Annotated in this window: 27 protein-coding genes and 2 tRNA genes; 13 read left to right on the top strand and 16 right to left on the bottom strand. The window is 62.7% G+C overall.

The annotated features are described in order from the left end of the window. Nucleotides 1-50 precede the first annotated feature (50 nt). The 10 genes from ACMC5O_RS04100 to tkt all read right to left on the bottom strand — a co-directional run bounded on the left by ACMC5O_RS04100 (nucleotide 51) and on the right by tkt (nucleotide 9,906). Nucleotides 51-695, bottom strand: a complete 645-nt coding sequence (locus ACMC5O_RS04100; protein WP_426693307.1) for a M23 family metallopeptidase — start codon at nucleotides 693-695, stop codon at nucleotides 51-53. 8 nt (nucleotides 696-703) lie between these two features. Next, nucleotides 704-1,771: a L,D-transpeptidase family protein gene (locus ACMC5O_RS04095; protein ID WP_187707615.1), complete on the bottom strand. Its 1,068-nt coding sequence runs from the start codon at nucleotides 1,769-1,771 to the stop codon at nucleotides 704-706. A gap of 117 nt (nucleotides 1,772-1,888) precedes the next feature. Further along, the gene (locus ACMC5O_RS04090; protein ID WP_426693306.1) at nucleotides 1,889-2,893 is read right to left on the bottom strand and encodes an outer membrane protein; all 1,005 of its coding nucleotides are present in this window, start codon (nucleotides 2,891-2,893) and stop codon (nucleotides 1,889-1,891) included. A 163-nt stretch (nucleotides 2,894-3,056) separates the two neighbouring features. After that, on the bottom strand, nucleotides 3,057-3,731 hold the full coding sequence (gene thiE, locus ACMC5O_RS04085; RefSeq protein ID WP_343070156.1) for a thiamine phosphate synthase: 675 nt from the start codon (nucleotides 3,729-3,731) through the stop codon (nucleotides 3,057-3,059). Nucleotides 3,732-3,733: 2 nt separating this feature from the next. Further along, nucleotides 3,734-4,633 carry a fructose bisphosphate aldolase gene (locus tag ACMC5O_RS04080; protein ID WP_187707617.1) on the bottom strand — a complete coding sequence of 300 codons (900 nt, stop codon included), beginning with the start codon at nucleotides 4,631-4,633 and terminating at the stop codon, nucleotides 3,734-3,736. A gap of 22 nt (nucleotides 4,634-4,655) precedes the next feature. Continuing rightward, nucleotides 4,656-5,264 carry a TIGR02466 family protein gene (locus ACMC5O_RS04075; protein ID WP_426693305.1) on the bottom strand — a complete coding sequence of 203 codons (609 nt, stop codon included), beginning with the start codon at nucleotides 5,262-5,264 and terminating at the stop codon, nucleotides 4,656-4,658. Between the two features lie 8 nt (nucleotides 5,265-5,272). Next, nucleotides 5,273-6,472 carry a phosphoglycerate kinase gene (locus ACMC5O_RS04070; RefSeq protein WP_187707620.1) on the bottom strand — a complete coding sequence of 400 codons (1,200 nt, stop codon included), beginning with the start codon at nucleotides 6,470-6,472 and terminating at the stop codon, nucleotides 5,273-5,275. Continuing rightward, entirely contained in the window at nucleotides 6,469-6,912 is a 444-nt protein-coding gene (locus ACMC5O_RS04065) for an MOSC domain-containing protein (protein WP_187707621.1), read from the bottom strand. Before ACMC5O_RS04065 ends, ACMC5O_RS04070 begins: the two co-directional genes overlap by 4 nt. Nucleotide 6,913: 1 nt before the next feature. Next, the gene (gene gap, locus ACMC5O_RS04060) at nucleotides 6,914-7,921 is read right to left on the bottom strand and encodes a type I glyceraldehyde-3-phosphate dehydrogenase (RefSeq protein WP_426693304.1); all 1,008 of its coding nucleotides are present in this window, start codon (nucleotides 7,919-7,921) and stop codon (nucleotides 6,914-6,916) included. Then, a complete protein-coding gene (tkt, locus tag ACMC5O_RS04055; RefSeq protein ID WP_426693303.1) occupies nucleotides 7,918-9,906 on the bottom strand; it encodes a transketolase in 1,989 nt (662 codons plus the stop codon). Before tkt ends, gap begins: the two co-directional genes overlap by 4 nt. Nucleotides 9,907-10,060: 154 nt before the next feature. Here tkt and ACMC5O_RS04050 point away from each other — a divergent pair, with 154 nt between their 5' ends. The 5 genes from ACMC5O_RS04050 to ACMC5O_RS04030 are packed head-to-tail and all read left to right on the top strand — an operon-like array spanning nucleotide 10,061 to nucleotide 12,644. Continuing rightward, a complete protein-coding gene (locus ACMC5O_RS04050; RefSeq protein WP_426693302.1) occupies nucleotides 10,061-10,237 on the top strand; it encodes a hypothetical protein in 177 nt (58 codons plus the stop codon). Next, on the top strand, nucleotides 10,237-10,551 hold the full coding sequence (locus tag ACMC5O_RS04045; RefSeq protein ID WP_187707623.1) for a cell division protein ZapA: 315 nt from the start codon (nucleotides 10,237-10,239) through the stop codon (nucleotides 10,549-10,551). The genes ACMC5O_RS04050 and ACMC5O_RS04045 overlap by 1 nt, the downstream gene beginning before the upstream one ends. 1 nt (nucleotide 10,552) lies before the next feature. Beyond that, a complete protein-coding gene (locus tag ACMC5O_RS04040) occupies nucleotides 10,553-11,290 on the top strand; it encodes a 5-formyltetrahydrofolate cyclo-ligase (RefSeq protein WP_426693301.1) in 738 nt (245 codons plus the stop codon). After that, nucleotides 11,290-11,517, top strand: a complete 228-nt coding sequence (locus ACMC5O_RS04035) for a DUF2842 domain-containing protein (RefSeq protein WP_187707625.1) — start codon at nucleotides 11,290-11,292, stop codon at nucleotides 11,515-11,517. Before ACMC5O_RS04040 ends, ACMC5O_RS04035 begins: the two co-directional genes overlap by 1 nt. Nucleotides 11,518-11,552: 35 nt before the next feature. Beyond that, nucleotides 11,553-12,644 carry a cell wall hydrolase gene (locus ACMC5O_RS04030; protein WP_246443969.1) on the top strand — a complete coding sequence of 364 codons (1,092 nt, stop codon included), beginning with the start codon at nucleotides 11,553-11,555 and terminating at the stop codon, nucleotides 12,642-12,644. 34 nt (nucleotides 12,645-12,678) lie between these two features. Here ACMC5O_RS04030 and ACMC5O_RS04025 read toward each other — a convergent pair. The 5 genes from ACMC5O_RS04025 to ACMC5O_RS04005 all read right to left on the bottom strand — a co-directional run bounded on the left by ACMC5O_RS04025 (nucleotide 12,679) and on the right by ACMC5O_RS04005 (nucleotide 15,292). Next, nucleotides 12,679-12,755: transfer RNA gene (locus ACMC5O_RS04025), tRNA-Asp, on the bottom strand. Between the two features lie 20 nt (nucleotides 12,756-12,775). Next, complete coding sequence (locus ACMC5O_RS04020; RefSeq protein ID WP_426693300.1) at nucleotides 12,776-13,975, bottom strand: AI-2E family transporter; 1,200 nt, start codon at nucleotides 13,973-13,975, stop codon at nucleotides 12,776-12,778. Nucleotides 13,976-14,029: 54 nt separating this feature from the next. Then, nucleotides 14,030-14,114: transfer RNA gene (locus ACMC5O_RS04015), tRNA-Leu, on the bottom strand. A gap of 52 nt (nucleotides 14,115-14,166) precedes the next feature. Further along, the gene (locus ACMC5O_RS04010; protein WP_187707626.1) at nucleotides 14,167-14,613 is read right to left on the bottom strand and encodes a DUF805 domain-containing protein; all 447 of its coding nucleotides are present in this window, start codon (nucleotides 14,611-14,613) and stop codon (nucleotides 14,167-14,169) included. 181 nt (nucleotides 14,614-14,794) lie between these two features. Further along, nucleotides 14,795-15,292: a DUF805 domain-containing protein gene (locus ACMC5O_RS04005; protein WP_246443972.1), complete on the bottom strand. Its 498-nt coding sequence runs from the start codon at nucleotides 15,290-15,292 to the stop codon at nucleotides 14,795-14,797. A 306-nt stretch (nucleotides 15,293-15,598) separates the two neighbouring features. Here ACMC5O_RS04005 and ACMC5O_RS04000 point away from each other — a divergent pair, with 306 nt between their 5' ends. The 7 genes from ACMC5O_RS04000 (at nucleotide 15,599) to ACMC5O_RS03970 (ending at nucleotide 19,743) form a co-directional block, all read left to right on the top strand. Then, nucleotides 15,599-15,955 carry a hypothetical protein gene (locus ACMC5O_RS04000; protein WP_246443975.1) on the top strand — a complete coding sequence of 119 codons (357 nt, stop codon included), beginning with the start codon at nucleotides 15,599-15,601 and terminating at the stop codon, nucleotides 15,953-15,955. An 88-nt stretch (nucleotides 15,956-16,043) separates the two neighbouring features. After that, the gene (gene rpmH, locus ACMC5O_RS03995; protein WP_037504084.1) at nucleotides 16,044-16,178 is read left to right on the top strand and encodes a 50S ribosomal protein L34; all 135 of its coding nucleotides are present in this window, start codon (nucleotides 16,044-16,046) and stop codon (nucleotides 16,176-16,178) included. Next, on the top strand, nucleotides 16,178-16,501 hold the full coding sequence (gene rnpA / locus ACMC5O_RS03990) for a ribonuclease P protein component (protein ID WP_187709907.1): 324 nt from the start codon (nucleotides 16,178-16,180) through the stop codon (nucleotides 16,499-16,501). The genes rpmH and rnpA overlap by 1 nt, the downstream gene beginning before the upstream one ends. Continuing rightward, complete coding sequence (gene yidD / locus ACMC5O_RS03985) at nucleotides 16,498-16,710, top strand: membrane protein insertion efficiency factor YidD (RefSeq protein WP_426693299.1); 213 nt, start codon at nucleotides 16,498-16,500, stop codon at nucleotides 16,708-16,710. The genes rnpA and yidD overlap by 4 nt, the downstream gene beginning before the upstream one ends. 13 nt (nucleotides 16,711-16,723) lie before the next feature. After that, entirely contained in the window at nucleotides 16,724-18,421 is a 1,698-nt protein-coding gene (yidC, locus tag ACMC5O_RS03980) for a membrane protein insertase YidC (protein WP_222949975.1), read from the top strand. Further along, the gene (gene yihA / locus ACMC5O_RS03975; protein WP_426693298.1) at nucleotides 18,381-19,064 is read left to right on the top strand and encodes a ribosome biogenesis GTP-binding protein YihA/YsxC; all 684 of its coding nucleotides are present in this window, start codon (nucleotides 18,381-18,383) and stop codon (nucleotides 19,062-19,064) included. The genes yidC and yihA overlap by 41 nt, the downstream gene beginning before the upstream one ends. A 13-nt stretch (nucleotides 19,065-19,077) precedes the next feature. Then, entirely contained in the window at nucleotides 19,078-19,743 is a 666-nt protein-coding gene (locus ACMC5O_RS03970; RefSeq protein ID WP_222949976.1) for a glutathione S-transferase family protein, read from the top strand. Here the strand turns inward: ACMC5O_RS03970 and ACMC5O_RS03965 are convergent. Then, nucleotides 19,740-20,186, bottom strand: a complete 447-nt coding sequence (locus ACMC5O_RS03965) for a cupin domain-containing protein (protein WP_187707628.1) — start codon at nucleotides 20,184-20,186, stop codon at nucleotides 19,740-19,742. The genes ACMC5O_RS03970 and ACMC5O_RS03965 overlap by 4 nt on opposite strands. 27 nt (nucleotides 20,187-20,213) lie before the next feature. Here ACMC5O_RS03965 and dapE point away from each other — a divergent pair, with 27 nt between their 5' ends. Then, the gene (gene dapE / locus ACMC5O_RS03960; protein WP_187707629.1) at nucleotides 20,214-21,338 is read left to right on the top strand and encodes a succinyl-diaminopimelate desuccinylase; all 1,125 of its coding nucleotides are present in this window, start codon (nucleotides 20,214-20,216) and stop codon (nucleotides 21,336-21,338) included. Nucleotides 21,339-21,340 lie beyond the last annotated feature (2 nt).

The raw sequence follows: 21,340 nt of genomic DNA, 5'->3' as shown, positions 1-21,340 counted from the left end.
TAAGACTGATGAAAGAGCCGCCGCGGGTTGAACCGCGATTGGCGGCGGCCTTAGCCGCTGGTCATTTTTCCGGCAAGAAGGGGGTAGGGATTGATCGGCGTGCCCTGCCACCATTTCTCGCCGGGCTTCATCTGGTTGATCGCGAAATGGAGGTGCGGACCTTCGGCGCTGGCGTTGCCGGTGTGGCCAACGCGGCCGATGAATTGCCCCCGCTTCACCTGCTGCCCTTCCGTGAGGCCCGGCGCGTAACCCTGCAGGTGCGCGTAATAGTAGGTCCAATGCTGATCGGGTGACCGGACGTAAGCCGTGATTCCACCACCACCCGGCGAAAAGAACAGCTTCTCCACCGTTCCGTTGGTCGCCGCGAGCACCGGCGTGCCCTCCGCAGCCATGATGTCGATCGCATCATGAATCCTGGCACCGCCTGCCCGGGCCTGGGTGAAGGTGTCGGTCAACTGCTTTGCCTGGATCCCCTGCACGGGGATCGCCAGACCGGCGGGGCCGACCTCAACGCCTTCCGCAATGGCGACTGGCGGGCCTGATGCCGGATCGATGACTTCGACATCTCCGGCGGCATGCACCTTGCGAGCCGCGGCGGTCGGCAAGGCGCCGGTGTTGTAGGCGAATATCCAGAAGGCGCTGGTCAGGGTTGCGGTGACCACGGCGGTCGATGAAACCGTAAACGCCTTCCCCATTGTTCCTCCTATGCGACGAACTTGGCCTGGAAGCCCGGCTTCATCATTCTCGAGAGGCGCATCACGTCCCAGTTCGTCATGCGCAGGCAACCATGGCTTTGAGTCTTGCCTATCAACTGCGGCTCGGGTGTCCCATGAATGCCGTAATGCTCCTTCGTGAGGTCGAGCCAGGCGACTCCGACCAAGCCGTTCGGACCCGGCGGAAGCTTATGTTCGGCCTTATCGTCGGAGACATCCCAGAACAGGTCCGGCTGATAGTTGAAGGGCGGCAGGAACGAGAAGGTCGGCACCTTCCAGTTCCCCAAGGGCAACGGATCGTGACCCGATCCGGTCGTGACCGGAAATTGAGCGACCAGCTTGCCCGACGGCTTCGACGATCCCTTCGGAAGATCGCCTTGATAGACCTTGAGCGTCCCCTCGCTCTTGTCGACGACGACATAATCGCCTTTGGGCTGGTTGCCGTCGACGTTCAGCGCGGCGAGCAACGGTTCCTGCTTGTCGATCGCGCCCGAATAGTCTCGCGACGACGGAGCCACGTTGGGGAGTGTTAGCGTCTGCCCAACGCCAATCCGCTTGTCGGCCCCATTCAGCGCAACGATCGTCTCGGGTGTCGTGTGATAGCGCTCAGCAAGCTTCTCCAGCATGTTCCGATAGCCGAGGAAGTCGAGCTTCTCCTGGTCTTCAGGCTTTTTCGGCATTGGAAAGGTGAACGGCCCACCGACGTCCTCCGGTGCCAGCTTCACCTCGAGCGTCGCGGGCCGGCTGTCGGGATTGAGCGCCTGCCTGGTCTGATCGTCCAGCTTGCCTGTGACAGTAAGACCGTTCGCCTGCTGGAAGCCCCGGATCGCTTTTGATTGAGAGGAACCCGCGCGCCCGTCGATGGGCCCGGGCGAGAAGCCGGCCTGGTCCAGCAGTACCTGAGCCTGAAGGAGGTCTTGATCGACCTTTGACCCCGGAGTTCCGGCCGCGGGTCCCACTGTGACGGCCTCGTTGCCGGCCGTTGTCGATTGGGCAATGGCGGCTCCGGCGATGAACGCGACGGCGGCCGCTGTGCTGAACAGGCGTTGATGGCGCACGCAACTCTCCAATTCGAATCTGTCCGATCACGAACGATGCAGCGCCGAACAGTTTCCCAAAGAAAATCCCGGGCGAAGCACGCGCTTCGCCCGGGATCACACGCAACTTGAAGTCGCTTATCCGCGCTCTGGCGCCGGCGGCGGAGGCGGAGGCGGAGGCGGCGGGGCCGGGCAGGCCTCGGTCGCCAGGATCACCGTGCCGTCCGGGCAGGTCTGCGTCGCCGGAGGCGGCGGAGCCGGAGGCGGCGGGGGCGGCGGAGGCGGAGGCGGCGGAGCCGCTTCTGCACCACCGAAGTTGAAGATCAGGCTGGCCATGAGACTGTGCGAACGGAACTTCTGTTCGAAGTTGGTGAACGCGGTCGCGTTCGTCGTCACGACCACAGGAGCCGTGGCGCCCACGGGGAGAACCGTCTCCGGGTTGCCCGAAAGAGCGAAGCCCGTGTCGTCCGACATGTCGAGCTTGCCGGTCGAGAAGTAACGATACTTCAGGCCGAAATCGATGTTGCGGCTGAGCGCGTAACGGACACCGGCAATGCCCTGCCATGCCCATGCGCTGTCGCTCTGACCGAGCGACTTGACGCGAGCACGACCGAAACCACCACCGCCGTAGAAGGACAGGCCGTCTTCGTTGCCGAAGTCCAGCAGCGCATTGATCATTCCCGATAGGACGCTGACGTGACCGCCAAGGTCGACGTCGGTAGCAACCAAGGCCGGCAGCGGATCGACCGGATCCGGAGCCACGTCGCGGTCAGGACGGTTCAGTGCCGTATTGATCGCGGCGAGGTCGGTGGAGTCGATTTCCAGGTCGTTGAGCTTGGCGCGCTTGTAACCAAGTTCGCCTTCTACCCGGAACATTCCGAAGTCGTAGCCGGCGATGGCGTCGACGTCGTAGCCCTTCTTGTAGTCGATGCCGAACGTGTTGCTGAACGTCGTGTCGGCGGGACCGACGACGACCGGCGTCGCCGGCGTCTGGGTGGTCGTATAGTCGACGAAGAGATCGGCATCCTGATCCTTCGGGAACATGATGCCGCCTTCGACTCCGACATAGCCGGAACCATCGCGGGCGGCGGCTGGAGACGCCACCGCAGCAACCGCGACGGCGGCCAGGAGATATTTGTACATGGAGTCTTCCCTTGCTTGTTTGTCGCGCCCCCAACTGGCCATGCCTGCGAAGGTTTCGTGAGAATGGCGGGCCGGCTTGATTAGGATTCGGAGTGATGCATTTGCGCCACAGTTTTCGCCAAGAATGGCGAAAAGCAGCCATTTCCAACAAGCGACAAGCTAACTAATTCTTCGTGGGAATCTTCAGCAAGTCACTGAATTCGCAAACCACCTTCGTAGGTTCGGAAGCCGACCAGATTGCCTGGCATACGGCAAGGAAGTCTGCCCCTGCATCCACCAGGACCTTGGCGTTCTGCGGAGTAATGCCGCCGATCGCGACGCAAGGAATTTCGAAGATCGACGACCACCAACTCAGGATCGAGGGATCAGGCCGGTAGGACGAAGGCTTGGTAATCGTCGGATAGAAAGCGCCGAACGCGACATAGTCGGCGCCGGCCTCGCCGGCGTCCATCGCGAGGTGACGGCTATCGTGACACGTGACGCCGATCTGCGCCTGAGGACCAAGGATAGCCCTCGCCTCCCGGACGTCGCCATCCTGCTGTCCGAGGTGGACGCCATCCGCGCCCAATCGCTTCGCCAGCGACACGCTGTCGTTGACGATGAACGCCGCCCCGGCATCGGAACAGATGCGCTGAAGCGGCTCGGCGAGACGCGCGAGCTGATGCTCGGGCACATCTTTCACGCGCAGCTGGAACGCCGCGACCACTTCGTCGGCAACAACCGCTTTCAGTCGTTCAGGAAAGTCGTCCCCAACGTTCTGCGGCGAGATGAGATAGAGACGGCAAGGTTCAGTCCGCCTCGGCGGTTGAAACTCGGCCGGGTCGAACTCGTCGTCCAATGCTATGCGGCGACCTTCTCGGTCGAAGCCTCATAGATCTCGTCGATCGCCTCACCCAGATCGCGGTCGAAATCGGCCTCGCTCGTGTCGTGTCGAAGATCTTCGAGCAAGGCGCGCGAGAAGCTGGCGATCATGCCGGGGTTCTTTGCAAGCTCACGGCAAGCGTCGGTGCGCGAGAAGCCGCCAGAAAGAGCCACGACGCGAAGGACCCGCGGGTGTCTGACCAGCGCATCGAAGGTGCCGGGATTGGCTGGAATCGACAGCTTCAACATGACTTCGCTGCCCTCAGGAAGGCGATCGAGGTGGCGCAGAATTTCGTCACGCAACAACTCGTCCGCCGCGGCGCGCTCCGCGCTCTTGATGTTCACTTCCGGCTCGATGATGGGGACCAGCCCGTGGCTCAACACTTGGGCACCGACTTCGAATTGCTGGGCCACAACGTCGGCGATGCCCGCCGCATTGGCGAGATGAATGACCGAGCGCTCCTTGGTCCCGAAGATCCCCTTCCGGACAGCGTGTTCCAACAGGGAACCGAGATCCGGATTTGGCTTCATCAGCTGCACGCCGTTGGCTTCGTCGGCGAGGCCCTTGTCGATCTTCAGGAACGGGACGACGCCTTTGCTCCACAGATATTCCGGTACCGGCTTGCCATTGGCATCACCGTCCATCGTCCGCTCGAACAGGATCGCGCCGAGAACCTTGTCACCGTTGAACACCGGCGAGGAGATGATCCGAACGCGCATCTTGTGGACGAGGTCGTACATTTCGTCGTCCGACGACCATTCGTCGCCCTTGTAGCCGTAGCCCTTGAGCGCGCCCGGCGTGGATCCGCCGCTCTGGTCCAGCGCCGCGATGAACCCGTTCGCGCTCTTCACCTTCGTCAGCATTTCCTGGTTCGGCATAATCGTCGTCCTTATCCTTCAGCTAGCGCCGCGCCATCGACGCACGAATGTTCATTGCAACGGAAATCCGGTGACCGTCCCCTTGCCACGGCTCGACGCTGTGCAACAGCCATGCGGGGAAAAGAACCATCAAGCCGCTCTTCGGTTCGATCGTGGTCCGCACGTCCGGTCCAGCGTCCTTGAAGCGCAAGCCCGGGGCATGCATGCGCAGGGCGGGCATGCGCGGGTCGTGGAGCACGAGCTGACCGCCCTCCCCCTCGCCTGCCCGGACATAATAAACCGCCGACCAGTATGTACCGCCGTGGATATGCGGCATGTTGAAGCCGCCGCTCTCATTGATGTTCGCCCAGACGTCGACTGACCAGTTGGGTGGCGGACGATTGGGAGCGTGACCGGTATTTTCGGTCGCAAGGCGGACGGCATGCTCGATGATACGCTTGCCGGCGTCGCCTCCCCATTGCGGAAAATCCCGCTTGGACTGCCACCCGCCCCGATTGGAGAGCTTTAGGCCAGAATCTCTTTGACGCTGATCGACTATCGCGGGCTCAAGTTCGCGATTGAGGTCTTCCGCGCCCTCCAACTCATCAATGATGACTGGCGTAGGAAAGAAATGAAGGACGCGAGCGGTCATTGGTCCGCCTACTGCTCGAGCGCGGCAACGCCCGGCAGAGTACGCCCTTCCATCCACTCAAGGAATGCTCCGCCTGCAGTCGAGACGAACGTGAAGTCACGTGCGACGCCTGCGTGATTTAGGGCCGCCACCGTATCTCCGCCGCCAGCGACCGAAACCAGGCTGCCCTCCTTTGTCAGCGCCGCAGCAGTCTTGGCAAGCGCAACGGTCGCAGCATCGAAGGGAGGCGTCTCGAAAGCTCCGAGAGGCCCATTCCAGACAAGCGTGCGGCAGGTTTTGAGCACGTCGGCCAGCGCTTCGATCGCGGCAGGTCCAACGTCGAGGATCATCTCATCCGACTGAACCTCGTGCACGTTCACGGTGCGCATGCTTGCCGGATTTGGCGCGAACTCCTTTGCGACGACCACGTCGTAGGGGAGGTGGATCGTGCATCCCGCCTCATCCGCGCGATCGAAGATCGAATTGGCCTCGCCAGTCAGCTCGTGCTCGCAAAGCGATTTGCCCACGTCGACGCCGCGCGCGGCAAGGAAGGTGTTCGCCATTCCGCCGCCAATGATCAGGTGATCGACCTTCCCGACTAGATGGCCGAGCACGGCAAGCTTGGTGGAAACCTTCGCGCCGCCGACAACCGCCGCAACAGGACGCTCCGGATTGCCGAGCGCTCGCTCCAGAGCCTTGAGCTCGGTCTCCATCGCCCGCCCGGCAAAGCTCGGGAGCAAATGCGCAATTCCTTCCGTCGAGGCATGGGCGCGGTGCGCCGCCGAGAAGGCGTCGTTGACATAGTAGTCGCCGAGCGCCGCCATAGCCTTGGCCAACTCGGAATCATTCTTCTCTTCGCCCGTGTGGAATCGCGTGTTCTCGAGGATGCCAACGTTACCCGGCAGCATCGTGCCGATCGCCCGCTCGGCCTCGGGACCCTGGCAATCTTCAATGAAGCGGACCGACCGCCCTGTCAGCGCAGCCAGCGGCTTCACGAGAAGCGCCGTCGACATATCGGGCCGCACTTGGCCCTTGGGCCGCCCAAAGTGCGAAAGCAGCAGGACGATCGCTCCGCGGTCGGAAAGCTCTGCAATCGTCGGAACGGCGGCGCGAAGCCGCGTGTCGTCACTGACCGAGCCATCCTGCATCGGTACGTTGAGGTCGACGCGAACGAGCACCCGCTTGCCGTTCAGATCCTCCGGCAGATCGTCGAGAGTCTTGAAAGTCACGCGTCCTCGATCCTGATCTCGTCGCCGACGGATACGGTCCCGCCGCTTATCACTTGGGCTCCGGCACCGCCCCGCCAGTCGACGGTAAGCGCCTGTCTCAGTCCCGGATGCAATTCCTCCATCCGGTCGCAGGGATCAATCTCGACTCTGACCTCGAGAACCACGTCATCGCCTATCCGCAGGCGAACGCCCTCGCGCTGAGGCAGATCAAATCCTTCGACAAGGAGATTTGCTCGCCGCTCCCACCACGGAAGACTGCCGCCGACCTCTCGCATCGCTTGAGCCCAATCCTCGGCTTCGAGCAGCGACACCTGCCGGCGCTGCTTTCCGCCGTTGCGATCGCCTTCGACGCCGAACTCCGGGCTGACCCGGACGCTGGTCAGCTGCTCGATCGGCCCTCGCCGCTCGCTATGGCGTGCGATGCCGGCGATCTGGCCCATCTCAGCCGAGCTTGGCCATCGCTGCAGCGGTGTCGACCATACGGTTCGAGAAGCCCCATTCATTGTCGTACCAACTGACGACGCGGACGAGCTTGCCTTCGAGCACGGCCGTTTCGAGGCTGTCGACGGTCGAGCTCGCCGAATTATGGTTGAGGTCGATCGAAACCAAGGGCTCGTCGGTGTAGGCGAGGATGCCCTTGAGGCGGCCGCTTTCGCTCGCAGCCTTCAGCGCACCGTTGACCTCTTCGAGCGTCGTGTCGCGCTTCGGCGTGAAGGTCAGATCGACGAGGCTTACGTTCGGAACTGGCACGCGGACCGCGGAGCCGTCGAGTTTGCCCTTGAGTTCCGGAAGCACCTCGCCCACCGCGCGGGCAGCGCCGGTGGTCGTCGGGATGATCGACATCGCCGCAGCACGGGCGCGGCGGGGATCGGAGTGGATCTGGTCGAGGATCTTCTGGTCGTTGGTGTAGGCGTGGATCGTCGTCATCAGGCCGCGCTCAATGCCGATCGTGTCGTTCAGCACCTTGGCGACCGGCGCTAGGCAATTGGTCGTGCAGGACGCGTTTGAGACGATCTTGTGCTCGGCGGTCAGCTTGTCGTCGTTGACGCCGTAGACGACGGTCAGGTCGGCACCCTTGGCTGGGGCCGAGATGAGGACGCGCTTGGCGCCTGCCGCGAGGTGCTTCTCGCCGCCTGCACGGTCCGTGAAGAAGCCCGTGCACTCCAGCGCGATGTCGACGCCGTTGGCTGCATGCGGGAGATTAGCCGGGTCGCGCTCCGCTGTGACGTGGATGCGCTTGCCGTTGACGATGATGTCATTGCCGTCGGTCGTCACTTCACCTGGGAAGACGCCGTGCACGCTATCGCGCTTGAACAGCCAGGCATTGGCCTTCGCGTCGGCGAGGTCGTTGATCGCGACCAGCTCGAGGCCGCTATCGGGCCGCTCGAGGATCGCGCGCGCTACCAGCCGGCCGATGCGTCCGAAGCCGTTGATTGCAACTTTGGTCATTGAATGCCTCTCTGTTTCATGTGGCCGAGTACGCGCTCGGCAACTGCGTCAGGGGTGAGCCCGAAGAATTCGTATGCGTCCTTGGCCGGAGCCGAGACGCCGAAGCGGTCGATGCCGATCCGAAGGCCGTGGAGCCCGGTGTAGCGCTCCCAGCCGAAGGTGGTGCCGGCCTCGATCGACACCCGGAGGATCTCGCGATTGCTGACGTCTGGCAGGATGTCTTCGCGATAATCGGCGGACTGCTCGTCGAAAAGCTCGGTGGACGGCATGGAGACCACATCGGTGCCGATGCCCTGCCCTTCAAGGCGTTCGGCGGCGTCGAGAGCGATCTCGACCTCCGAACCGGTGGCGATGATGATGACCTTGCGGGCGTTTCCAGCCGCCTTGAGGCGGTAGGCGCCGCGAGCGCAAAGGTTGCCGTCGACGGCTTCGGTGCGGACCGGGCGGAGGTTCTGGCGGGTCAGCGCGAGAACGCTCGGCTCCTTGCTCGCCAGAGCCAAAGCCCAGCATTCGGCTGTCTCGACCGCGTCTGCAGGGCGATAGACATTGAGACCCGGCATCGCTCGGAGGCTCTGCAGATGCTCAACCGGCTGGTGGGTCGGACCGTCCTCGCCAAGGCCGATGGAATCGTGGGTCATCACGTAGATAACCTTGGCCTGCTGCAGCGCCGACAGGCGGATCGCCGGTCGGGCATAGTCGGTGAAGACGAGGAACGTGCCACCGTACGGGATCACGCCGCCGTGCAGCGCCATGCCGTTCATCGCCGCGGCCATGCCAAACTCGCGGATGCCGTAATAGATGTAGCGGCCGCCGTAGTTGTCAGCCGTAAGCGGCTGAAGCGCCTTGGTTTTCGTGTTGTTGGAGCCAGTGAGGTCGGCTGAGCCGCCGATGGTTGCCTGCACCACCGGATTGATCGCTTCGAGCGCCATTTCCGAAGCCTTGCGAGTGGCAACCGTCGGCCGGTTTGCAATCAGGCCATCGACGTAGGGCTTCAGCCAGCTGTCGTCGGCCTCGTTGGCGACCCGGCTGGTGAACTCGCCCTTGTTACTGTTGGCGTCGAGACGCTTTCTCCATTCGGCGCGGGCCGATGCGCCTCTGCTTCCAGCCTCACGCCACGCGCTGAGCACGTCTTCGGGAATCTCGAAGGCAGGCAGGTCCCAGTCGAGTTCGATGCGCGCTGCGGCGACTTCCTCTTTGCCGAGTGCCGAGCCGTGCGTCGCCGCCGTGCCCTGCTTGTGCGGAGCGCCGTAGCCGATGATCGTCTTGCAGCGGATCAGCGACGGGCGCGGGTCGGCTTTCGCCTCTTCAATGGCGCGCGAAACGTCGTCGGCATCGAGACCGTCGCACTCAGTCGTGTGCCAGCCACTGGCCTGATGGCGAGCAACCACGTCCTCGTTCCGCGACAGATCGGTCGAGCCGTCGATGGTAATTTCATTGTCATCCCAAAGAACGATCAGCCGCCCGAGCTTCAAGTGACCCGCAAGGCCCACCGCCTCGTGGTTGATGCCTTCCATCAGGCAGCCGTCGCCCGCGATCACGTAGGTCCAGTGATCGACGAGGTCGTCGCCGTACACCGCGTTGAGGTGGCGCTCGGCGATTGCGGTGCCGACGGCCATCGCGACGCCTTGCCCCAGAGGACCGGTCGTGACCTCGACGCCGGGGAGCTCGAAATTCTCCGGGTGCCCGGCCGTCGGGCTGTGCAGCTGGCGAAAGTGCTCGATGTCCTCGATCGTCGGCCGCGCGTAGCCCGTCAGATAGAGCAGAGCGTAGATCAGCATCGATCCGTGGCCGGCCGACAAAATGAAGCGGTCCCGGTCCGGCCAATGTGGATCGGTGGGGTCGAATTTCAGATGGCGTGTGAAGAGCGCGGTCGCCGCATCGGCCATGCCCATCGGCATTCCTGGGTGACCGCTGTTAGCAGCTTCGACCGCATCCATCGCCAAGGCTCGAATGGCATTGGCAAGTCGGCGTTGAGTCGGCTGCAAGTCGCGCTCCATCTACGGGGTCGGCCTGCACGCGAGATTCGGCGGGCCGGATTGCGGTGGCCCTTGGCGGGTGAGCGGTGAACCGTCAACCTTGAGCCCCGCGGCAAGCACTCGCGTCTTGCCGGGAACGCGCTTTGTGCTTAGCTAAAATTATATGGATGAGGGGCGTCTGACTTCCGCGCTGGACAGAGCCGAGCGCGCTATCCTGCGCATCGAGCGCACAATTTCGCAACCGAAGCGGCTCGAGGGACGCGACGACGAGCTTCGCGCCCGTGTTCGGGAAGCCGTCGCCGAGCTCGACCAGCTCATCCGAGCGGCGGAGAACGCCTGATGTCCGAGATCGACGTCTTCATTGCTGGGCGCGCTTACAAGGTCGCCTGCCGCGACGGCGAAGAGGATTCTCTGCGCAAGGCTGCATCGCTGGTCGATGCGAAGAGCCGGGAGGCGTTATCCGGGCTTGGGACTCTCTCCGAAGCCCGCCAGTTGTTGTTCGCTTCGCTGCTGCTCGCCGATCAGTTGGTCGACGACGGACGCACTCCGGTGCCAGTTCTTCCCGATCCCGCTCTGGCCGAGCGGGCCGAGAAGATCGCCGATCGGCTCGAATCGCTCGCTGCGGCACTTGAGGCGGAGGCCGTCACCGCCTAGATTGGTTCTGACGGGTACTGCCCGGTACGAGCCTTTGAATATCCCTGAGGCTTATCGATCCAAATGGGAGCTGTCCCTGCCCGGACCCTGGTCCGACGCATATGGCGCCCACCTGACGTTTGTGGCGTCAGAGGATTTCCGGCAAACGGCCATGGTGGGCCCGTCACTTCCCTTTGACCTTTCCAAGGATTCCCTGCGCCGCACGGCGCTGGACGCGCGGAAGGCGTTCGCCAGCACCTTGGACGATGGTCACAAGGCCATTCTTGAGCGGAAGCTGGCGGAACATCTGACTTCACTCTGTGCGCATTCGTCTGTCGTCGCCGGCTATGCCCCGATGGGCAGCGAAATCAGCCCGATGCTGGCGATGGAGGAAGCGCGAGCAGTGGGCCGAATCGTCGCCTTCCCCGCCTTCTCAGATCCAGCAAAGCCGTTTCGCTTCCTTGCCGGCGATCCAGCGGAACCAGGTCCGTTTGGGTTCCTCCAACCGAAGCGTCGCGCACCCGTCGTGGAGCCAGATCTCATTTTCGTGCCGCTGATTGCCGTTGATGCGAAGGGAACGCGCCTCGGCCGGGGCAAGGGTCACTACGACCGCGCTCTTGGACGCCTGAAGAAGACCGGCGCCAAGCTGATCGGTGTGGGCTGGTCGATGCAACGTCTGGATACGATCATCCCAACCGATCCGTGGGACATCCCGCTACACGGCTTCGCCAGCCCCGACGGCGTTGAGGAATTCTCCTGATGCAGCCGAGTTGGAGACGTGGCGCCGGAATCGCGGCGATCCTGCTTCTGATCGTGCTTTGGGCGGTAATCGTCGCGAGCTTCTCGAGGATGGTCGGGCAATGGCCGGTTCTCGTTCAGGCTCTGTTTTATCTAATTGTAGGAATAGCTTGGATCGCGCCGTTGAAACCGTTGCTGAGATGGTCCCAAACGGGACACTGGCGACAAGGGCCTAACGTCCGCGATTGAAGCGAGCGTATTATTTCACTATATCACCGCGTCCCGTGACTCAGACCATCGCCTTGAACGCCGCCCGTTTTTGGCGCGAGCGCCCGCAGGAAGTACTCCTGGCGGGAGTCGTTGCGCTCGCCGGAATTGTGGCGCTCGCGGGATCGGCCGATTCGACGCCGAGTCTGTCAGGCGTTGGGTCGAATAAGGTTGCTGAAGCGCCACCTGCGCCCCCGCCGATGCTCATTCGTCAGCTTCCCGTCGACCAGGCACTGGCGATCAACCAGGGCATTGCACTCGATACGGGTCCAAACCCTGCTGCCAGGCCCTTTTCGCTTGGCAAGGTCGATGCGGCGACGCGCTCGCGTGCACTCGAATGCCTTACCAGCGCCGTCTATTACGAAGCGGGCCAGGAAAGCACAGACGGACAGCGTGCAGTCGCGCAGGTCGTTCTGAACCGCGTCCGCCACCCCGCCTTCCCCGCAAGCGTCTGCGGCGTTGTCTACGAAGGCTCGACGCGCGCGACGGGTTGCCAGTTCACCTTCACCTGCGACGGTTCGCTCTCTCGCGGTCCGGCTCTCGACGCCTGGCGCCGCGCAAAGTCGGTCGCCGAAGCCGCGCTTGCCGGCTACGTCTACAAGCCGGTCGGGAACGCGACCCACTATCACGCCGACTATGTCGTTCCCTATTGGGCGTCGACCCTCACCAAGAATGCCGTCATCGGCGCGCATATCTTCTATCGCTGGGCAGGCGACTGGGGACGTTCGACGGCTTTCTCGCAAGACTATTCGCACCGTGAAGCGAACGTCGACGCTCTGCGTGCGGCGGCATTGCTCGCCGAACAGCGCGACATCGCGACACGAGGGCAGTCCTCAGAGGTCGCGGAAGCGGTGGCTGAGATCCCTGGCGCCCAGGCGCTCGCTCCCTCAATGCGTGGTGACAAGCGCGTCGCGATTCGCTTCAACATGACGGCGCGCAAGGCGGCCGACGAAGCAAAGCACACCGACTATGTCGAGCAGGTGAAGGCGTCGGATAACCTCCGCTGGTCTCTGAATGGCGGCATGGCTGCGGCTGACGAAAAGCCTTTCGGCAAGGCGGCCACGCAATCGCCTTCAGCCACCGGCACTGCGAGTGGCTCACCCGAATAAGCGGCCTTTCCAGGCCCACTGCGAATTCCAGGAATGGCGCGAGTGACGGGGCTCGAACCCGCGACCTCCGGCGTGACAGGCCGGCGCTCTAACCAACTGAGCTACACCCGCGTTTTTGGCGTGGCGGCGAACTAGGTGGCAGCCCGCGGGGTGTCAACATCGCCAGCGTCTTTTTCCGCGTCTTCCTCGCCGGCGTGGGTCAACGTGCCGTGCTCGAAGAGGAAACCGGCGATGTCGGGGGTACCCGCCGCGGAGAAAATCGTCTTCATGATGATCAACAGCGGAACGGCCAGAAGCGCTCCGGTCGTCCCCCAGACCCATGACCAGAAACTCAGCGAGACCAGGATCGCGAGCGGGCTGATCGTCAGGCGCTTGCCGACAATCATCGGCGTAATCAGGTTGGCTTCAACCAGATGAAGCCCGACAAAGACGAGGGGCGGAAGCAAGGCCGACCAGACATCCGGGAAGGTCATCAGCCCGCCGAAGAAGAGCAGCAGCGCCGATCCGATCGGACCCAGATAGGGAATGAAGTTCAGCACCGCGACGATGCCGCCCCACATGATCGGCGAATCCATTCCAAGCTGCCACAGCACGAGGGCAGTGAGAGCCCCCAGCGTGACATTGATGAGCGTGATGGTGCCGATGTAGATCGACGTTGCGTCCACGACCTGTTGGATCACGCGAGCAGTTGTAAGCGCCCCCTCGAAGCTGCCTCGGCTGACGATCGTGCGCTTGCGCATGGACGTCCAGCCGGCGAGGAAGAAGAAGATCACCAGCAGCGAGAAGAACAGCTGGATGAGGAGGTGCGGCGCGGACGTAGCCAGCAGCCCCGAAAGGGAGTTTGGAGTTTCGATCCGCACTGTCCGGCCCTGCTCAGGCGAGATCGTGATTTGCGAGAAGATCCGCTCCACGAACTTGTCGAACGACTTGTAGAGGTCGAGAACCGGGCCGAGCGCTGCTTTCGCCTTCGGAATGCGCTCGGGAATCAGCGCAACCCAATCGATCGCCGGAAGGACAATCGAGCCGAGTGCGAAAGCAGCCAGCAGAATAAAGAAGATGATGCAAAGCCCGGCAGCGAGACGCGAGGGCACCCCTCGACGCTCCAGCCACTCCAGCATCGGCACGAGGGTGATCGCGACGACCAGCGCGGCAGTTACCGGCAGGAAGAACTCGGCTCCCGCCCTGAGCGCGAACGGCACCCCAAGCAGAATGCCCAAGCCCGCGATAAGGGCGATTGAAGCCAGCAGTCGGTCGCGCTTGGTACTGCTTTCAATAAAAGCGTGCGGCACTTCGACCGGAGGCGGCGCCTTCTTTCTGGTCCGAGCATCCATAAGATGACGATATCCGCCCGAACGCATACCCGCCAGCGGCTTGCGAAGAAATCATGGTGCCCCTGGTCCGACTCGAACGGACACTCCGGTTAGGAACTCGATTTTGAGTCGAGCGCGTCTACCATTCCGCCACAGGGGCCCCGTAGCGGGCTCTAGCTAGCGAGCGCCCGCCGGAAGGACAACCGCGGCGTTCAGCCGGCAAATGAGAATGCTGTCGGCGCCGCGCCGTAGCGGTTAGGAATCGTCGAGCCCTTCTTCATGAAAAGCGTAAGAAGATTGGCAAACGCGAGCACCGTGATGCCAAGGTAGCCGAGCGCGACGATCTGCGGCAGCGCTCCCCGGAATGCGAAAGCCACCGGCACGAGGAGCAGCATCACGCAGGGCACGATCAGCTCGCGGCCCGTCTTATTGACGTCGTGGAGACGCCTGACACCCACGGCCAGCTGCGGAATCAGCAGCAACACGCCGACCGCTCCCGCAAGCAGCGGCCCTAGGGCCAGGAGCGTTCCGACAAGGCTGGCAACTGCACTCGCAATGATCACGAAAACGAAGAAGAGCCAGAATTCCTCGCGCGAAGCCCGACCGGAGAAATCAGCATATTTCTTCAGCGTATAAAGCGCGCATTCGAACAGCTTCATGGTGACCCCCTCGATACGCGGCAGGTCGCTAGACGGTTGAGCACCGCTACCCACGCGCTTCCGAAAGTTTCGCTGAATTGCTGTTAAATATCAATTACGAAGGTTTGGTAATCCAGAAATTCACGTTTCCTTCTCGTAGGTTGAGGCGGGCCGCCGTCGAACAGCGGCCCGCCTCCTAACTTCAGACGGTCGCAGCTGCGGTGCCACCGGCGTACGGGTCGGGTCCGTAGCTATTTTCGCCCTTGGTTCCCGGAAGAACCATGAAAACCAGCAGCGCAATCCCACCGACGAGAGCCAGCAAGCCGAGCAGCATCGTCGCGCCTGCGAGCGCCATCATGCTTCCCGAGGCAATCGCCGCGCCGGCCGCGAGTGCGAAGATGAGGTAGGGCACGATCGCGATCAGCAACCACCAGCCGCTGCGGTTGGTGTCGTGCAGGCGCCGCACGCCGACAGCGATCGACGGAACAAGTGTTCCAAGCATCAGGAGAATGCTGAGGAAACCGTACGGACCGACCGTATGGTCGAGGCCGACGATGTTCTCCACGATGGAAATGACGATGTAGGCAACGACCAGAGCGAGCGTGAACCACCAATATTCCGCCCGAGGCGCGCGGCCCGAGAAATCGGCATATATTTGCAACGGGCGCTTCGCCCAATCGATCGGCGTCAGTTCAGTCATGTATTCCCCCTCTGTTGAAGACCGAGATGCTAGCCCGTCATTTCCCAACCGCAACTAATTCCGGGGTGCCTGCCGCCGGTAGCTGAGCGCCTCCGCCAAATGCACCCAGCGGAAAGCTGGACCTGGACTTCGATGGGCCGGGCTTCGAGCCCGAGGTACGCAACCGTGGCGACCGTGGCGGTCATTCGGCCCCGCCACAATGGGCTAAGCAGACACCCCCTAACTCGGCGGGATGCTGCTAGCGCGATGGCGCGACACACACTGCAAGTCCTTGCGAGGACAGGCGCCTCGCCCCACATCCGTTCGATGATTACCAGGGAACAGTGGCGTAAGTTTATCGACCAGCCCGCAGTCGAATGGACGATCTTCGTCCTCGGAATCCTGTTCATGATCGCGGCCATTCCGGTCGGAGCGCTTCCCGGACCGGGCGGTGTCTTCGTCTTTGCGATCGGCCTTGCGATGGTGCTCAAGACGAGCATGTGGGCGAAACGCCGCTACGTGCGGTTCAAGCGGTCCAAGCCGAAGGCGGGCAGCTGGGCCGACTGGGCACTTCGCCGAAGGAGCGCCCGGCGCCGCAGCAAGCTTCAGAAGGAGCGCGAGGCGGAGGCACTCACCACCTCACCAAGCGAAACCATCGCGGGTCCGGAGCGCAGAGCCAATTGACTTCCAGCCGCCCCTCCCTTATCGGCCCGCTGCAACAGCGGCTGCCGGAATGGCGGCCCTTTTCATTTAGATTTTGAGAGAATGAGCGATGAAGCGCACCTTCCAGCCGAGCAACCTCGTCCGCAAGCGCCGGCACGGCTTCCGGTCGCGCATGGCAACCGTGGGCGGTCGCAAGGTGCTGAACGCCCGCCGCGCGCGCGGCCGCAAGAAGCTCAGCGCCTAATCATCCTTCGGAAACGCTCGGACTTCCTCGCTGCGAACGCCGGTCGGCGCGCTGCGACGCCTGGCTTTATCCTTCTCGTCCGCGATCGTAAGGACGGCGATCCCTCCAAGCGCGTCGGATTCACCGTCAGCAAGAAGGTCGGCGGCTCCGTCGTGCGGAATCGCATGAAGCGCCGCTTCCGTGAACTCGCCCGCGAAATCATACCGGCGGGTGGACATTGCGGCTCCGACCATGTGATGATCGGCCGCTCCGGCGGAATTGAACGCGAGTTCGACGCTCTGCGGACCGATCTGGCCAATGCGCTGAAAAAGATGCGCCCGTGATCGCCAAGCTGCTCATCCTGATCGCGCGCGGCTGGCAGAAGGGTCCCTCCCGAGTGCTTCCGCCAAGCTGCCGTTATCAGCCGAGCTGTTCGGCCTATGCGATCACTGCACTTCAACGCTATGGCGCTGCCCGCGGCGGATGGCTCGCTCTCAAGCGGATCATGCGCTGTCACCCCTGGGGCGGCCAGGGCCCCGACCCCGTACCCTGATCGAGGATCACAAGTGAACGACAACAAGAACCTGATCCTCGCGGTCGTGCTGAGCGCGCTTATCCTGCTCGGCTGGAGCTTCCTGTCGAACAGGTTCATCCCGCAGAACCCGCCGCCAAAGGTCGAGAAGGGTAAGATCGAACCGCAGATCCAGCCGCAGAGTGGTCCGGTGGCAAACGCACCATCTCAACTGCGCGATCGCAACCTGGTCCTGCGCGAAACGCCGCGAGTGCTGATCGAAACACCGGCGCTTCGCGGTTCGATCAACCTCAAGGGCGCACGGATCGACGATCTGTGGATGCTGAAGCACCACGTCACCTACAAGAATAGCTCCTCTCCGGTAGCACTGCTCAACCCGCAGGGAACCGCGGCGTCGTCCTTTGTCGGCTTCAGCTGGAATGGGCCGAACGCGCCGAACGGCAACACCGTCTGGACGGCCAGTTCGCGAGTCCTCACGCCGGGCAAGCCGGTGACGCTCAGCTGGACCAGTCCAGCGGGCCAAACCTATCAGCTCGTCATTTCGGTCGACGATCTCTACCTCTTTACGGTCGAGCAGCGCGTCACCAATGGATCGACCCAGCCGGTCGCTGTCCAACCGTATAGCTATTCCAGCCGTGCAGGCCGTTCCGCCGACATTTCGAGCTACACCGTCCACGTCGGCCCCATGAGCGTCCGCGACGGCAAGGCCGATTACGAAACCAAGTGGCAAACAGTGCGCGAGGCCGGCCCGAACGGCCTGAATTACGACCCGTCGAAGGGCTGGATCGGCTTCACCGACAAATATTGGCTAACGGCCCTTGCCCCTCAGGGAACGACGCGGGATTCTTTCCGCTACTCCGCATCAGGCTCCTACCAGGCCGACGCGGTTGCGCCCCAATCCGTCGTCGCGCCGGGCCAGACGACCAGCTTCACGACTTCGGTTTTCGCCGGAGCCAAGGAAAAGGCCGCACTGGACCGCTACGAGAATGCGGGCATCACCAAGCTTTCCAAGTCGATCGACTGGGGCTGGTTTGAATGGTTCATGCGTCCGATCTTCGACCTGCTGAACTGGCTGTTCCACCAGATCGGCAACTTCGGCGTCGCGATCATCTGTCTGACGCTGATCGTTCGCGGCCTCATGTTCCCGATCGCCCAGAAGCAGTTCCAGTCGATGGCCGCGATGCGCAAGCTGCAGCCGAAAATGAAAGCGATTCAGGAGCGCTACAAGGACGACAAGCCCAAGCTTCAGCAGGAGATGATGAAGCTATACCAGCAGGAGAAGATCAATCCTGCCGCGGGCTGCCTGCCGATCGTGCTCCAGATCCCGATCTTCTACGCGCTCTATAAGGTACTGATGGTCGCCGTCGAAATGCGGCACCAGCCTTTCGCTCTGTGGATCAAGGACCTTTCGGCGCCGGACCCGCTGACGCCGATCAACCTTTTCGGCCTGCTGGACTTCGCGCCTCCGCACTTTCTTGCGATCGGCGTCCTGCCGATCCTGCTTGGCGTGACGATGTGGCTGCAGTTCAAGCTGAATCCGGCCCCGATGGACCCGACGCAGCAGCAAATCTTCGCGATCATGCCGTGGATCATGATGTTCGTGATGGCGCCATTTGCGAGCGGTCTGCAGCTCTACTGGGTCACCAGTAACGTCCTGACGATTCTGCAGCAGTGGTGGCTGTACAAGAAATATGGCCTGCACTTCTCCGACACGCATCCGGCGACGACCTGAGGTGGAGCAGGAACACGAAGATATTGTCGAGCAGGCCCGCAAGCTGTTCTCCGGGCCTGTCGACTTCCTGAAGTCGGCGCCGACCCTGAAATTCCTGCCTGACCCGGAGTGCCCTGAGATCGCCTTTGCAGGCCGTTCGAACGTCGGGAAGAGCTCGCTTCTCAACGCGCTCACCAACCGCAAGGGACTGGCGAGGACATCCAACACGCCTGGCCGGACTCAGGAGCTCAACTTCTTTGACGTGGGCCGCCCGCCGCAAATCCGACTAGTCGACATGCCCGGTTATGGCTTTGCGGAGGCGCCCAAAGACCTCGTGAAGCGCTGGCGTTTCCTGGTGAATGATTTCCTGCGTGGCCGTGCCGTCCTTCGCCGAGCCTTCGTACTCGTCGACTCCCGGCACGGGTTGAAGCCTGTGGACCTCGAGATCATGGATATGCTCGATTCCGCCGCAGTGAACTATCAGCTCGTCCTTACGAAAGCGGACAAGATCAAGCCCACCGAGCTCGCCGTGGTCCTGGAGCAAACGACGGCCGAGTCGGCCAAGCATGCTGCCGCACATCCGCAACTGATCGCGACGTCGAGCGAAACCGGCTCCGGCATTACCGAGTTGAGAGCAGCAATCCTCGAAGCTGCGACGTCGTAGGGAGATCGACTTGATCAAGCTCATCATCGGCAACCGCGCCTATTCGAGCTGGTCGATGCGAGGCTGGCTTGCGGTGAAGCACTCGGGCGAAGAGTTCGAAGAGCTCGTCGTGCCGATGTTCGACGAAGAGTGGGAAAAGCGGCGCGAGGGCGACGAATTCGCGCCATCGCTCGGGAAGGTGCCGATCCTGTGGGACGGCGCCTGCGTCGTCTGGGACAGTCTCGCCATCGTCGAATTCCTCGCCGACCGGGTAGGCAAGGACAAATATTGGCCGCAGGACGAGTCCGCCTGTGGAATGGCGCGCTCCATGGCCGCGGAAATGCATTCCGGGTTTGCCAACCTCCGGCGCGAATTGCCGATGAATGTCCGCAAGACCTTCCCGTTCAAACCGATATCCGAAGAGGTCCGCAACGAGATCGAGCGGATCCTGCAGCTTTGGGCACAGGCTCGGGCGCGGTTCGGCGGCAGCGGCGGCGACTTCCTGTTCGGGAACTGGTGCGCGGTTGACATGATGTACGCGCCGGTCGTGACGCGCTTCATCACCTATTCGGTGCCGATGCCACCGTTCGCCGAGCTCTACATGAAGGCCGTTCTGTCACACCCCGATGTCGGGGAGTGGATCGACAAGGCACAGGACGAGCCCTGGGTCATCGAGCATTACGAGCACGAGCCCGCCTAATAAGGCGATCCGTCCTTGTGGACGTAAGTGCCTTCGGGCGTGAATCGCAGATCGATATCCGAATAACCGCCGCCGGTGTTCGTCCCTCCGCCGAAGGCAAGAAAGGTGCAGTCTTCGGCGCTTTCATTGATCAGGTGATGGCCGTTCCCGGTCCCCTTGGGCCAGGCCGCGAGATCGCCCGCGTGGAGAAGCGTCCGGCCTTCGTCCTCGACCAGCACCGCCTCCCCGGACAGCATCACGACAAATTCGTCCTCTCCATCGTGCCAATGGCGTTGGCTGGACCAGGCCCCGGGCTTGAGCGTGACATGGCTTACCCCGAAGTCGGTCAGGCCCGTCGCAGGAGCCAATCGCCGATACCAGCGCCCGGCCACCGCCTCATTGTGCGGCGGCGGATAGCCGGTCCGGTTGATCTGCTCGATGCTTTCAAGGTCGACCTTGGGCATGCCCTCTTCCTTTGCTACGCCGCTGCAATGTCCGCCGACCCAATCGCCCTTGCGCGAGACCTTATCAACTGCCCGAGCGTCACTCCCGCCCACGGAAACGTCTTCGACGTTCTCGATGCAGCGCTGACGACGCTCGGTTTCACCGTCCATCGCTTCGTGCTTGGCGAGCCGCCCGACGGGCCGACGGAGAATATGGTTGCCATCCGTGGCGAGGGAGGTCCGCACTTCGGCTTCGCAGGTCACCTCGATGTTGTCCCTCCAGGCGACGGCTGGAGCAGCGACCCGTTCCAGACGCTGATCGAGGACGGCGTTCTTACAGGGCGCGGCGCGGTAGACATGAAAAGTGCAATCGCCGCATTCGTCGCCGCCGTTTCGCGTGTCGAGCAAGGCAAGGGGACGATTTCTTTCCTGATCACCGGCGATGAGGAGGGATATGCGACCTACGGCACGCCCAGGATCATCGACTGGCTGAAGGAACGGTCGATCCGCCCGGACATGATCCTCATCGGCGAGCCGACGTCGGTCGATCGTCTTGGCGACACGGTGAAGATTGGCCGCCGCGGCTCGGTAAACATGTGGATCGATGTGCCGGGCACGCAGGGACACGTCGCCTACCCGCACCGCGCGGACAATCCGGTGCCGAAGCTGGCAAGGGTCGTGGCAGCACTGAACGCCGTCCACCTGGACGACGGGACGGAAGCTTTCCCGCCCTCGAATCTCGAATTCACGGCGGTCACGACACCGACGCAGGCGAGCAACGTCATACCCGCGTCGGCGACAGCTCAGCTCAACATCCGCTTCAACAATCTGCAGCACGGTGCTGACCTTGTTCGAATGGTCGAGGAGATCGCCGAGCGCGAGGCCCCCGGCTCGACGGTGCGTGCGCGTATCTCCGGCGAAGCGTTCCTGACGCCGCCTGGCCCGCTCTACGACGTGATCGTCGCGGCTATCGAGGAAGAAACGGGCATTGCCCCGGAACTCTCCACGAGCGGTGGAACTTCCGACGGCCGTTTCCTGATCGAGCTGTGCCCGGTCGTCGACTTCGGGCTTCCCAACGCGACCATGCACAAGCTCGACGAGAGCGCTGCCGTGGAAGACATCCACGCCCTCTCACGGATTTATGAGCGGATTTTGCGCAAGGTTGTCGCTTAGGA

It is taken from the genome of Sphingomonas sediminicola, from assembly GCF_049991885.1.
Taxonomy (GTDB): domain Bacteria; phylum Pseudomonadota; class Alphaproteobacteria; order Sphingomonadales; family Sphingomonadaceae; genus Sphingomicrobium; species Sphingomicrobium sediminicola.
The sequence above is the reverse complement of the archived record's forward strand: the minus strand, read 5'-3'. Positions and strand labels throughout refer to the sequence as shown.

Excerpts from the sequence above, each read along its gene's own strand:
- ACMC5O_RS04100 (WP_426693307.1), bottom strand. The coding sequence starts at position 695 with ATGGGGAAGGCGTTTACGGTTTCATCGACCGCCGTGGTCACCGCAACC.
- ACMC5O_RS04090 (WP_426693306.1), bottom strand. The coding sequence starts at position 2,893 with ATGTACAAATATCTCCTGGCCGCCGTCGCGGTTGCTGCGGTGGCGTCT.
- ACMC5O_RS04080 (WP_187707617.1), bottom strand. The coding sequence starts at position 4,633 with ATGCCGAACCAGGAAATGCTGACGAAGGTGAAGAGCGCGAACGGGTTC.
- ACMC5O_RS04075 (WP_426693305.1), bottom strand. The coding sequence starts at position 5,264 with ATGACCGCTCGCGTCCTTCATTTCTTTCCTACGCCAGTCATCATTGAT.
- ACMC5O_RS04065 (WP_187707621.1), bottom strand. The coding sequence starts at position 6,912 with ATGGGCCAGATCGCCGGCATCGCACGCCATAGCGAGCGGCGAGGGCCG.
- gap (WP_426693304.1), bottom strand. The coding sequence starts at position 7,921 with ATGACCAAAGTTGCAATCAACGGCTTCGGACGCATCGGCCGGCTGGTA.
- ACMC5O_RS04050 (WP_426693302.1), top strand. The coding sequence starts at position 10,061 with ATGGATGAGGGGCGTCTGACTTCCGCGCTGGACAGAGCCGAGCGCGCT.
- ACMC5O_RS04045 (WP_187707623.1), top strand. The coding sequence starts at position 10,237 with ATGTCCGAGATCGACGTCTTCATTGCTGGGCGCGCTTACAAGGTCGCC.
- ACMC5O_RS04035 (WP_187707625.1), top strand. The coding sequence starts at position 11,290 with ATGCAGCCGAGTTGGAGACGTGGCGCCGGAATCGCGGCGATCCTGCTT.
- ACMC5O_RS04020 (WP_426693300.1), bottom strand. The coding sequence starts at position 13,975 with ATGGATGCTCGGACCAGAAAGAAGGCGCCGCCTCCGGTCGAAGTGCCG.
- ACMC5O_RS04010 (WP_187707626.1), bottom strand. The coding sequence starts at position 14,613 with ATGAAGCTGTTCGAATGCGCGCTTTATACGCTGAAGAAATATGCTGAT.
- ACMC5O_RS04005 (WP_246443972.1), bottom strand. The coding sequence starts at position 15,292 with ATGACTGAACTGACGCCGATCGATTGGGCGAAGCGCCCGTTGCAAATA.
- ACMC5O_RS04000 (WP_246443975.1), top strand. The coding sequence starts at position 15,599 with ATGATTACCAGGGAACAGTGGCGTAAGTTTATCGACCAGCCCGCAGTC.
- rpmH (WP_037504084.1), top strand. The coding sequence starts at position 16,044 with ATGAAGCGCACCTTCCAGCCGAGCAACCTCGTCCGCAAGCGCCGGCAC.
- yihA (WP_426693298.1), top strand. The coding sequence starts at position 18,381 with ATGGCCTGCACTTCTCCGACACGCATCCGGCGACGACCTGAGGTGGAG.
- ACMC5O_RS03965 (WP_187707628.1), bottom strand. The coding sequence starts at position 20,186 with ATGCCCAAGGTCGACCTTGAAAGCATCGAGCAGATCAACCGGACCGGC.
- dapE (WP_187707629.1), top strand. The coding sequence starts at position 20,214 with ATGTCCGCCGACCCAATCGCCCTTGCGCGAGACCTTATCAACTGCCCG.